The sequence below is a fragment of the Burkholderia sp. AU39826 genome, assembly GCF_020419965.1.
In the GTDB taxonomy this organism is placed as follows: domain Bacteria; phylum Pseudomonadota; class Gammaproteobacteria; order Burkholderiales; family Burkholderiaceae; genus Burkholderia; species Burkholderia semiarida.
Window position 1 is genome coordinate 172,513 of the sequence record NZ_JAIZQG010000006.1, and the last position, 12,236, is coordinate 184,748.

The 12,236-nt window shown below is 68.2% G+C and carries 8 protein-coding genes; all 8 read right to left on the reverse strand.

The annotated features are described in order from the left end of the window. Window position 1: 1 nt before the first annotated feature. Complete coding sequence (locus tag LGM42_RS14670) at window positions 2–385, reverse strand: CpaD family pilus assembly lipoprotein (RefSeq protein ID WP_226232557.1); 384 nt, start codon at window positions 383–385, stop codon at window positions 2–4. Between the two features lie 14 nt (window positions 386–399). After that, window positions 400–1,782 (reverse strand): type II and III secretion system protein family protein, encoded by a 1,383-nt coding sequence (locus LGM42_RS14675; RefSeq protein ID WP_226232558.1) that lies wholly within the window; start codon window positions 1,780–1,782, stop codon window positions 400–402. 63 nt (window positions 1,783–1,845) lie between these two features. Then, window positions 1,846–2,892 carry a Flp pilus assembly protein CpaB gene (cpaB, locus tag LGM42_RS14680; protein WP_226232559.1) on the reverse strand — a complete coding sequence of 349 codons (1,047 nt, stop codon included), beginning with the start codon at window positions 2,890–2,892 and terminating at the stop codon, window positions 1,846–1,848. Between the two features lie 17 nt (window positions 2,893–2,909). Further along, window positions 2,910–3,392 carry a prepilin peptidase gene (locus tag LGM42_RS14685; RefSeq protein ID WP_226232560.1) on the reverse strand — a complete coding sequence of 161 codons (483 nt, stop codon included), beginning with the start codon at window positions 3,390–3,392 and terminating at the stop codon, window positions 2,910–2,912. 87 nt (window positions 3,393–3,479) lie between these two features. Beyond that, the gene (locus LGM42_RS14690) at window positions 3,480–3,662 is read right to left on the reverse strand and encodes a Flp family type IVb pilin (RefSeq protein ID WP_050013708.1); all 183 of its coding nucleotides are present in this window, start codon (window positions 3,660–3,662) and stop codon (window positions 3,480–3,482) included. A 614-nt stretch (window positions 3,663–4,276) separates the two neighbouring features. Then, window positions 4,277–6,856 (reverse strand): EAL domain-containing protein, encoded by a 2,580-nt coding sequence (locus tag LGM42_RS14695; RefSeq protein ID WP_226232561.1) that lies wholly within the window; start codon window positions 6,854–6,856, stop codon window positions 4,277–4,279. A gap of 56 nt (window positions 6,857–6,912) precedes the next feature. Beyond that, window positions 6,913–10,602: a response regulator gene (locus tag LGM42_RS14700; RefSeq protein WP_226232562.1), complete on the reverse strand. Its 3,690-nt coding sequence runs from the start codon at window positions 10,600–10,602 to the stop codon at window positions 6,913–6,915. A 43-nt stretch (window positions 10,603–10,645) separates the two neighbouring features. Next, complete coding sequence (locus tag LGM42_RS14705) at window positions 10,646–11,881, reverse strand: ABC transporter substrate-binding protein (protein WP_226232563.1); 1,236 nt, start codon at window positions 11,879–11,881, stop codon at window positions 10,646–10,648. Window positions 11,882–12,236: the final 355 nt, after the last annotated feature.

Genomic DNA, 12,236 nt, shown 5'->3' on the forward strand with positions numbered 1-12,236 from the left:
GTCAATGACCGGGCGAGCCGGTCGTCGTCTGCGTCTTGCCCGGCGCGGGCTGCTTCACGCGGTCCTCGACGTAGCGGCGCACCGCGTCGGCCGCCACTTGCGCATCGGCGCCGCCGTACGGCACGGGCGCGACGAGGTCTTCCGGCCGCGCGAGCATCGTCGCGAGATTCGTGTAGGTCGCGCAGCCGAACGGCACGCCGGGCCGCCCGAACCCTGCATCGACGAGATGCGACGGCTGCATCAGCTTCGCGCAGTCGGGCGGCACCGCGCGCACGCCGTCGAAGCCGATCGCGCGCACATCGGGCAGGTTGATCGGCGGCGGCGCCGACAGGCAGGCCGCGAGCGCCAGCGGCAACGATGCGGTGAACAGGGTTCGAACTCGCATGCGCGCTCCTTGGCTCAGTACACGAAGCCCGCGGCGCCGACGAGACGCGGCGTGTCGCCCGACAACAGGTCCAGCCCGAGATTGCGCTGGATCGCGAACTCGAGGTCGCTGCTCGGCCGCGCGACGGTGTCGAGCGCCTGCTCGAGCTGGCCCGGCCCCGTCGGCTGCACGATGTACGGCGTCACGATCACGACGACCTCGGTCTTGTGGTCCTGGAAGTTCTTCGATGAAAACAGCCGGCCGATGATGGGCAGCCGGCCGAGCCCCGGGACCTGCGACACGGTATCCGCGGTCTGGCTCTGCAGCAGGCCGCCAATCGCGAAGCTCTGCCCGCTCGACAGCTCGACCGTCGTCTCCACGCGCCGCACGGAGAGCCCCGGCACCGTGATGCTGCCAGTCGTCACGCTGTTGCTCGTATCGACCTCGCTCACTTCCGGGCGCACCTTCAGGCTGATCCGGTTGTCGGCGAGCACGGTCGGCGTGAAGTCGAGCGACACGCCGAACGGCTTGTACTCGACCGTGATCGCGCCGGTCGTGTTGCCGGCCTGCGCGACCGGAATCGGAATCTCGCCGCCCGCGAGGAAGCTCGCGGTCTGCCCGGACATCGCGGTAAGGTTCGGCTCCGCGAGCATCGTGATCAGCCCTTCCTGGTCGAGCGCATCGAGCACGACGTCGATCGACCAGCGCCCCGTATGGAAGCCGCCGAGCACCGAATACGCGCCGCTCGGCGACAGGTTGAACAGCTTGTTCGTCGGATCGAACAGCGTGCGTCCGTTGAACAGCCCGCCGACGAAGTTGCCTGCCGCGCCGAGCGAACTCCAGTTGATGCCGAGCTGCTGCGTGATGTTGCGGCTCACTTCCGTCACGCGCACGCGCAGGTTCACCTGGATCGGGCGCGACAGCGTGAGCCGGTTGACGATCTTTTCCTTGTCGCTCACATAAGGCGCGAGCGACTGCATCACGGCGTCCGCGTCGGCCGCGCTCGGCACCTTGCCCGACACCATCAGCGAGCCGGGCGCGCCGGACACCGACAGCTTCAATTGCGGGAAGCGGCTGTCGAGCACCGTCTGCAACGATGCGGTATCGACCTGCACGATCACGGTCCGGCGCAGGATCGGCCGATGATTCGCGCCGAGCGCGATCAGCGAGGTCGTGCCGGCCTTCTTGCCGAACACGAACACGGTGCGCGGCGACGGCACCTGGATGTCCGCGATGCTCGGGTCCGCGACGAACATCGCGGTCGCCGGTTCCGGCAGCGACAGCATCTCGCCCTTGCCGGTCGCGATCGACAGCGCCGCGCCGGCGTCCGCCGCCTGCGCGCGCTGCGCAAGCGCGACGCCCGGCGCGACGACGCAGGCCACGCACCAGAAAGCGATCCAACGAACCATGCGCACCATTCGTGTTCCCGTCAAATGCCGGCCGCCGGGCGGCCGGTTCCGAATCGACACCTCGTCATCGCGTCACTGCGCGACCGCCGCCCGCGGCACCTGCGCCGTCGCGTCGGCGGCGGCAGTGCCCGCTGCGGGCGCGGCCGGCGCAACCGGCGCAACGGGCGCAACCGGCGTGCCCGGCCAGCCGGATGGCAGCGGCGGAAGGCCCGGCGTACCCACACCACCGCCGCCGCCACGCGAGCCGTCATCCACCGATGAACCGCGATAGATCACCACCGTATTGCCCTGCGGCGCCGGCCGCGCGCCCGTGTCGGCTTTCGCGGACGGCGAGCGCGTCGCGTCGCGGAACGCGCGCGATACGTCGCCGGCCCACACCGGCGGCGTATCGGGCTCCTGTTCGGCGCCGCCCGCCGCATCGCGGCGGTCGCTCGTCGCGAAGCTGCGCAGCGCGAGCGACAGCGAACCGAGGCGCGTCGCGACCAGCACGACCTGGGCCGTGCGCGGCGCGACCTCGAGCGTGACCGTGCGCGCGCGCACCGGCGCATCGGGTGCGCTCGCGGGCGCCTTCGCGCGCTGGAATTCCGAGCCGACGGCGAGCACGCGAGCACGGCGCACGACCGTCTCCGCTTCGAACGTGCCGGGTGTCGTCGCGGAACCCCCGATCTGCTGCGTGAGCACGACGTCGACGAAGTCGCCCGGCTGGATCAGCCCTGCGTTGCCCGACACGTCGTCGACCGGCACCGAGATCGCGCGCATGCCCGGTTGCAGCGCGGCCGCGAGAAAGTCCGGCGCGCCGGCCGGAATCACGTTGTCCGCGCGGATCGGCGTACCAGCGTCGACGCGGTTGCGCAGCAGCGCACCCTTGAGCTCCGCGCCCGGCTGGGACTCGACGAATGCGCCGGCCGGCACCTGCGCGCTCGGGATGCGCTTCCACGCAAGATCGTTGTCGCGCAGCAGCAGCCCTTCGGGCAGGTCGGCCGCCGCGACGCGCACGTTGACGTCGCTCGCCGCGCCGGACACCGCCGGCGTCGACGCGGCGACATAGAGCTGACGCAGGACGAACGCACCGACGGCGGCAGCGATGATCAGCACGGCCATTCTCAGAGGTTTGGGCATGGCGGCGTGCGTCCCCGCTAGGTGAGCGAAACCGCGTGAGGAAACGGCGCCCAGACGGCCAGTGCGCCGCCGAGCGAAAGCGCGACGCCGTACGGCACGCCGCGCGTGTCGATCGTGCGCGCCGGCGCAATGCGCCAGCGCTGCCATGCGACGGCCGCGAGCACGGCGAGACCGCACGCCGCGCCACTCGCGCCGACGATCGTCAGCACCGGCAGCGCGAGGCCCGGCCCGGCCCACAGGAAGACGGCCGCCGCCAGCTTCACGTCGCCGCCGCCGATCCAGCCGGCGTGACGCAGTCCGGCGAACAGCAGCAGCATCGCCGCCGCGGTCCCCACGTGAGCGGCGAGCTGCGCGAGCCCTTCGCGCGCGAGCGCGGCCGCGACGAAATACAGCATCGCGAACGCGAACACCGCGCGGTTCGACAGGCGCCTCGTGCGCACGTCCTGCAGCACGAGCGACATCAGCACGAGCGTCGCCGCCGACTGTACGAGATGGAGCATCGGAGAGCCGTCCGTCGGCGCGCCCCGGCTGGATACGGTACCGCTGCGGATCCGTGTATTCGTCGGCGGCGCGCGGGGTCAGGGAGGTCAGATCAGCGCGGTGACCTTGTTGATCAGCGACGTGAACACGGCCGGCAGGCCACCGGTGTTGCTGCTCAGGATCACCCCGACCGCCGCCAGCGCGACCACCACGATGCCGGCGAGAACCGCGTATTCGAGCGAGCTGACGCCGCGTTCATCACGCAGCAGGGATTTGACGTAGTGCAGCATGACAACCTCCGTGTGACGGGGTCGTTGATCGACCGTTGAATGTAAAGACGCGGTGTTGCTTCGGTGGCGCACTGCGTTCGCCCATTCATGACTCATGCGACAGCCTGGCAACGGGCCGTTCGCATCCCCCGGAATCCATTCGATCGCTGCAACGCGCGGACGTCGGCAACGGCCATTGCCAGCGCCCGCTTGTTGCGTGCCCGCATCGGCACGATGCGGATCAAGCTGATTCGTCTAGGGTATAGACAATTTTTTCGGCGTTTTCAAATAATTAAGCGTCGAAATGTATTTATGAAAATGCCCGTGCACAAGTAAATCCGGAATCCGACGCCCGGGGTAATTACTGCGCCCCGCATGATGTCATCGCGAGCCCGATTAAGAATCCTTACTGCTTCGGATGGGCGATTTCTGGAACCGGGAACAATTTACGCATTTGTTCAATTTTTGACCGCCGCGCAATCCTCCTTATTACCTGGGTATCGGTTCTTGACGATCGATCCGGGCACGACGTGCCGCTCGATCGGCGTCGCGCGGCGTGATTCACGATTGCACTTTCCAGGTCCATTCACGTGCCGTCACGACTGCGGACAATGACGCGCGGCGGCGGCTTCCGGTCAAGGGCGATTGCGCGGTTCCGCCACGTCGAGAGACCGCGGCGGAGACCGGCGAATGCCGAGGCGCGCCACCCCGAGATCCCCGCCGCTCAGCGACGTGTGCTCGAACCGCTGGAACGACTCGGCAATGTGCTTGCGCAGCAGCGCGACGTCCCAAGGCTTGATCAGCAGCTTCTGAACGGACCCGTTGCCGGACGTGGCGGCGATCGACGCGCCGTCGCCGTAGCTGGACAGCAGGATGCGCACGATGTCCGGGTACAGCGTCTTGACCCGCTGCAGCAGGTCGAGCCCGGACACGCTCGGCATCCGGAAGTCCGACACGATCACGCCGACGCGATGCTGGGCCAGCAGGTCGAGCGCTTCGTCGGGATCGGTGGTGTCGAGAATCTCGTAGCCGTCGCGGCCGAGCGCCTGCCGGAGCATCTGCAGCACCGCGCGGTCGTCGTCCACCAGCAGCAGCGTGCGGTGCAGCAGTTCGCGCTGCCGGCAGTGCTCGGGCAGCTCCGAGCCGGCGGACAGCATGTCGGCGATCTCGTCGCCGGTGACCGGATGGCTGAAGTAGTAGCCCTGCATCGCATGGCAGCGATGCCGGTTCAGGAACGACAGCTGGGCTTCCGTCTCCACGCCCTCGGCCACCGTCTCCATGTGCAGCGACTCGGCCATCGCGATGATCGAGCGCGTCAACGACGCGCCTTCCGCGCTGGTGGTGACGTCGCTGAGGAACGAACGATCGATCTTGACGACGTCGATCGGCAAGTCCTTCAGGTAGGACAGGCTCGAATAGCCGGTGCCGAAATCGTCCAGCGACAGCACGACGCCGAGCGCCTTCAGTTCGCGCAGCGTGTGTGCGATCGCATTGGAGTCCTCCATCAGCACACTTTCGGTCAGCTCCAGTTCGAGCGAGTCCGGCTCGAGACCGGTTTCCGCGAGCGCGGTGCGCACCAGGTGGGCCACGTCCTGCTGCCGGAACTGGCGCGCGGACAGGTTGACGGCAATCCGGATCGGCGGATGCCCTTCCCGGCGCCACGCGACGGCCTGGGCGCACGCGGTGCGCAACACCCATTCTCCGATCGGCAGAATCAGCCCGGTTTCTTCGGCGATCGGGATGAAGCGGTCGGGCGGAATCACGCCGATTCCCAGGCGTCGCCAGCGAATCAGCGCTTCGACGCCGCTGATCTGGCCGGTCTTGAGATCGACCTTCGGCTGGTAGTACAGCTCGAGCTCGCCATTCGACACGGCCTGATGCAGCGCGTTTTCGAGGATGGCGTGCTCCTCGACGCGCGCGCCCAGTTCGCGCGTATAGAAGCTATAGCAGTTGCGTCCGTGTTCCTTCGCGCAATACAGCGCGGCATCGGCCGTCTTCAGCAGCGTCTCCGCGTCGGTGCCGTCGGTCGGGTAAAGGCTGACGCCGACGCTCGTCGTCACGTGCAGGTCGTGGCCGTCGAGCACGAACGGCGCGACGAAGGTGTCCAGGATCTTGCGGGCGATCGCGTCCGCGTCCGACGCCGTCGACAGGTTGACCAGCATCACGACGAACTCGTCGCCGCCAAGCCGCGCGACCGTGTCGCCGTCGCGCACCGAACTCTTGAGCCGCGCGGCGACGACCCGCAGCAGCCCGTCGCCCGCCGAGTGGCCGAAGCTGTCGTTGATGTGCTTGAAGCGGTCAAGGTCGAGCACCATCACCGCGATCAGTTGCCCGGTGCGTCGCGCCTGCGACATCGCCTGCTCCATCCGGTCGCCGAGCAGGTTGCGGTTCGGCAAGCCGGTCAGCGCGTCGTGATTGGCGAGGTATTCGATGCGGCCCTGCTGCATCTTGCGCTCGGTGATGTCCTGGACGATGCCGCGCAGGATGATCGCGTGGCTCGGATCACGGCCGGACTCCGCCTGATGCAGCACGTAGCGCTCGGTGCCGTCCGCGTGGATCAGCCGATGCTCGATCGAGAACGCGACGCCTTCGGTGCGCAGGCTCGCGTAGGACTGCACGAGGAGCGGCTGCTCGTCGGGCGGAACGGCTTGCACGAGGCGTTCGAACGTCGGCGGCGTGTCGGCGGCGTCGAGCCCGAGAATCCGGTACAGCTCCGGCGACCAGTAGCCGTCCGTCCGCCCGGCCTGGTATTCCCAGTTGCCGAGGTGCGCGAGCGCCTGCGCATGCGTGAGGCTGACTTCGGTCGTCGCCAGCTTTTCGACCGCCGCGGCCGCGCGCAACAGATAGCGGATCCGGTAGCCGAGCAGTTTCCACCGCATCGGCTTGGACACGAAGTCGGTCGCGCCGGCGTCGAACGCGCTGGCGATCGACGCGTCGTCGTCGTTGCCCGTGAGCATGACGATCGGCACGCGGCGGCCCTCGGGCAACGCGCGCAGCGCCCGGCAACAGTCGAATCCGTCGCCGCCGGGCATTTCGACGTCGAGCAGCACGACGACCGGACGATGACGCAGGAACGCATCGATGCCCGCCTGCGGACCTGTCGCTTCCTCGACGCGAAAGCCTTCCGGTTCGAGCGTTTCCACGACCAGCAGGCGCGTCATTGCATCGTCGTCGATGATCAGAATCGTCGGTACATCGGCATGCTCGTCGTTCACGACCGTCCTCCTGTTGTACTGCCGCGCGATCGTCATGGCGATCGGCCGGCGTCCCTTCAACCGTCCACGCGCTCCGCGATCAACGCCGCATGCGCGTGCCCGAATTCCGCTTCCGTGCCGGCGACCAGTTCCACCGCCGCGTCCACGTCGGCGGCGCGCGCGAGCCGCTCGATCTCGCGGCAACGCGCCGACAGCAAGTGCGCGCCGACGTTCGCGCTGCTCGATTTCAGCGTATGAGCGGCCAGCTTCAGCGCATCGGCGTCGCCCGCTTCGACCGCCGCATGCATGTCGCGGATCAGCCGCGGCGCATCCGCCGTGAATTGATCGATGATCCGCGTCAGGACATCGGGGCGGCCCGGCCGCTGCAGCGCGCGCAACGCATCGAGCGCCTTATGGTCGATCACGCTTGCTTCGTCATCCGGATCGATGGCGGCGCCCCCCGTCGCTTCCGGCTTCGCTTCGACGCCGCCGCCCGTCGTTGCCGCATCGGTTCCGGTAGCCGGCGCGCACGCCGCGCCGCCGACATGGCGCGCGAGCATCTGCAGCAACGCATCGCGGCGAAACGGCTTGCCGAGATAGTCGTCCATGCCGGCGGCCAGACAGCGCTCGCGGTCGCCGCTGAGCGCATTGGCCGTCAACGCGATGACCGGCATGCGCGGCGCGCCGGCTTCGGCTTCGCGACGGCGCAACTGCCGCGTCGCCTCGAAGCCGTCGAGCCGCGGCATCTGGCAGTCCATCAGCACGACGTCGAATACGTCGTCGGCCAGCCGATTCAGCGCCTGCTCGCCGTCGTCGGCCACCGCCACCTGATAGGCGGTGTCCTCCAGCATCGCGAGCGCGATCTGCTGATTCACGACGTTGTCCTCCACCAGCAGCACGCGCGCCGAAATCGCATCGAGCGGCCGGCCCGGGCCGGCGCCGGCGTCGTCGGATAGCGGTTCCGGCGAAGTCAGCCGCGGCGGCATCACGTGCATCGCCGACGCGATGGCCGTGTGGAGAGCGGCGCCACGAAGCGGCTTCGTCAGCCGGGCGGCGATGTCGAGTTCGCGCGCGACCAGGACGCTGTCCATCATCTCGAACGCGGTCAGCGTGATGATCCTGAGCGCACGCAACGACGGATCGCGGCGGATGTGCTGCACGAGCGAGATGCCATCCATGCCCGGCATCCGCACGTCGACGATCGCCAGATCGAACGGCGCGCCGTCGGCGACCGCCGCGCGCAACTGCGACAGTGCGTCGTCGCCGCCGATCGCCGTGGCGACGCACAGCTGCCATTCGATCGCGTGTTCGAGCAGCACGCTGCGATCGGTCTCGCTGTCGTCCACGATCAGCACCTTCAGGCCCACGAGCGACGGCCGCGCATCGGCTGCTACGCCGACCTCGCCGGATGCCGGCTCGAACCGGGTCGTCACGGTAAACACCGAACCCTTGCCGGGCGTCGATTCGAGCGTGAGCTCGCCGCCCATCATCTCGGCCAGCTGGCGGGAAATCACCAGACCGAGCCCGGTGCCGCCGTATTTGCGCGCGATCGAGTTGTCGGCCTGCTGGAACGGCCGGAACAACTGCGCGGCCACCTCGGGCGCGATGCCGATGCCGCTGTCGGCGATCGTGAACACGATGCGGCCGTCGTCCGAATACGATGCGCCGAGCGCGACGTGCCCGTGCTCGGTGAACTTGATCGCGTTGCCCAGCAGGTTCGTGAGCACCTGGCGCAACCGCACCGGGTCGCCGCGCATCCACTCCGGAACGGTGTCGCCGCGCCGGAACTCGAGCGCAAGCGCCTTGCGTTGCGCGTTGGGCTCCAGCAGCGCGACGACATCGTCGAGCAATTGATGCAGATTGAAATCGATGCGCTCCAGCGTCAGCTTGCCCGCCTCGATCTTCGAGAAATCCAGAATGTCGTCGATGAGGACGAGCAGCGTCTGGCCCGATCGATACACGGTGTCGACGAACTTGCGCTGCTTCGACGTCAGCCGCGTGCGCTGCAGCAGTTCGGTCATGCCGAGCACGCCGTTCATCGGCGTGCGGATCTCGTGACTCATCCGCGCGAGAAACTCCGATTTCGCCGAATTCGCGGCTTCGGCCGTGGCGATCGCCGCCTGCAACGCGACGTCGCGGCGCTCGATTTCGTCGAGCATCATGTTGAAGCCGGCGATCAGCACGGCGACTTCGTCGCTGCCTTTGTGCGTCATGCGCAACGACAGGTCGCTGCCGCTGCGAATGCGGGCCATCGTGCGCGTCAGGTTCGACAGCGGCCGCGAGATCGACGTGCCGAGCCGATGGCTGATCACCAGCCCACCGATCGCGAGCAGGAACGATACCCCCACGATCATCAGGATCGCGGTCGCCACGGCCCGGTAGACGTCCGATACGATGCCGCGCTGCTGAAGATCGACGCGCACGGCTTCCTGCTCCGTGTAGGCCGCGAGGCGATTAGCCGTCGTGTCGACGTCCGCGACGATGCGCTGCATGGCCACGTCGTTGGACAGCATGTCGGACTTCACGGCGAGGATGCGGCGCGCGGATCCACCGAGCGCCGTGGTCAGCCCGACGACATCTTGCGCGCGTTTCGCGTTGCCCGGGCCGTCCGCGGCGAGCGCATCGCGCAGCGCGCCGGCGGATGCGGTCAGCGCGCCGATACTCTTGCGCAGTTCGTCGTCGGCGCGCTTCAGACGGTCGGCGCTGTCGCTTTGCGCGATCATGCGCAGGTCGAACGCCAATGCGTTGATGCCGCCGCTCACGACCGCCGACAGCGATGCAACCCGCGCGGCTCGCCGCCGGAATTCGATCGCGTCGTCGAGGCGCCGTCGCGCCTTGACGATCTGCAACGCGAACGGGTCCGCGATCTCCGCGAGCTTCGCGTCCAGCGCATCGAGCGACTGCAGCACCCTGTCCTCCTTCGCGCGGTAGCGGGGCGCGACGGCGGATTCGGCGAACATGGCGCCGCGCAGCGCGACGAGGCCGTCCTGGCCGTCGAGGATGTCGGCCGCCACGCGCCCCAGCGCGCTCGTCACCCCCTGTGCGGTGGCGGCATCGAGGTTCGGCGCCGCGATCGCGAGCGCATTGCGTGCGCCGTCGAGCGACGCCTGCATGCGCTCGCGCAGCGGCGCGAGCCGGTACCGGTTCGGCGCGACGTCGACGCGGCCGGCGATCGTCATGATGTCCTTGACGTTCGTGCGGACCTGATCCAGTGCATGAATCGTCCGGTTGTAGGCGGTGTTGGCCGCGAGCGCGCCGCTCACCGCCGCATCGGCATCGTCGTCCAGCCGCTCGATTTCCTTGCCGATCTCGGTCAGCAGCGTGGCGCCCCGCGCCTGCAGGCCTTCGATCAGCCGGCGCTCGGCGAGGAGTTGCGCATCGCCGCGCAGGCGCTTGTCGATCCCTTCGTTCATCGAACGGAACATCGTCCGCAGGTCGGTGGACGGCTCGGCGATGCCGTGCCCGTCGATCGCGCGCACGGCGGCCGTGATGCCGGCAATCCGCTGCAATTGCGTTTCGATCTCCGACGACGACTGCTGTCGCTCCGACGCATCCTGCGCGTGCTGGAGCCGACCGAACTCCACCGCAAGTTCCGCATAGGCGCGCTGCAGTTCGTTGCTGCGCATCTGTAGCGGCAGCGATTCCGTCGTCAGCGTGCGCACGCCGGACGCAATCCCGTGCACCGCGAGCAGGCTGGTCACCGAAATCGCCACCGCCCCCAGCAGCATCAGGCTGGTGCTGGTGACGAGCTTCGCCTTGATGTCCATGCAACCCTCCAGGATCGGGATGGCTCGGCGGCCATCCGTCCGCTCATTGCGCCGGCACGACGAGCGGCGCGACGCGGCCGTGCTCGATTTCGGTGAGGAACACGTCGTTCAGCGCCTGGTGATCGTCGGTGCTCAGATTGGCCACCAGCCCGCCGAGGTCGAGATGCCGGATCGACTCGAGCGCCTGCTTCAGCGTCGCCCGGCTGGGTGCCGGCCCCGCGCGTTCCAGCCCGATCAGCGCGACCTTCGCGTCGAGACAACCCTCGATGTGCACCACGCCGATGTGCTCGTCAGGAAAGCGCCGCGCGATCAGCCGTGCACAGTCCCTGATCACGGGGCGCTCGCTCTGCGGCAGCGGCACGACCTGCGAGATCACCGTGCCGTTCGCTTCGTCGCCGATCAGGCGCAACAGGTCGTCGGTGCCGACGAACGACACCGCCGCGAGACGGGCCGCGAAGCCTTCGCGGTGCGCCGCGCGAATGAATGCGGCGACCGGCGTATACGGGCCGACCATGACGACGACGTCGGGCCGCGCGTCGAGTACGGCAGCGAGCCCCGTGTCGACCGCCGTCGTGCCGCGGCGAAACGTGCCGGTGGCGACGACGTCGAGGCCATGGCGGCGCAGTGCGAGTTGCGTGCCGGCCAGCACCGCGAGCCCGAAGCCGTCGTCCTGATAGAACACCGCGAAACGCTTTGCGCGGTCGTGCACGATCAAATGATCGACCAACGCGCGCGTTTCGTCGTCATAGCTCGCCCGGATGTTGAAGACCTCCGGAATCACCGGCCTGCGCAGCGCCATCGCGCCGCTGAACGTACCGACGAGCGGGATGCCGGCGTCCCGGATCATCGGCAGCACCGCGGTGGTTGTCGGCGTGCCGACGTAGCCGAACAGCGCGAGGACGTTGCCCCGCTCGATCATTTCCAGCGTGTTGTCCACCGTCCGGTCGGGTTCGTAGCGGTCGTCGGCGACGACGAGATCAATTTTCCGCCCGTGCACGCCGCCGTGAGCGTTCGCGTCGTCGAATACGGCTTGCGCACCGATCAACAGCCCGCGCCCGAGGCCGGCGGAATTGCCCGACTGCGCGTTGACCATGCCCAGGCGGATCGTGTCGTCGGTCACGCCGGGTTCCGCTGCAAAGCCCGCGCCCTGGCCGCTCAGTGCGGTGCAGCACGCGAACAGCACCAGCACGCGCCGGCCGCCGGGACGCGCGAGCGCGTGCAGTACGTTCGAGAACCAGATGCCGGAACACATCCGTGCGACTGACACACCCTCGTCCATGTTGGGCTCCCGTTCGGCACCGGTTGTTCTGATTCGATGGTGCACCCCGCCGCATGCCGCACCGGTGCCGTGGTACGAGTCAATTAGTCATATATATAGGTGGCATCCCTTGCGACTGCAAGCCGGAGGAGCGGATCGACGCCGTTTGTCGAGAATCGTTTCGCTGGGGCGACGGAATGCGGGTGGACGCGATCGGGCAGGATCGCCTTCCGGCATTTCGATACAGTCGTCAGTGCGGTGATTTGTTGCGGAAATCGATGCGTCAGGGCACGGCGCGGCGATCATCTCGCGCGTTGCGAGCATCGTGAACGTCGTGGCCTTGTCGTGTCCGGACCGCCCGAGCGGCAAGCGGATT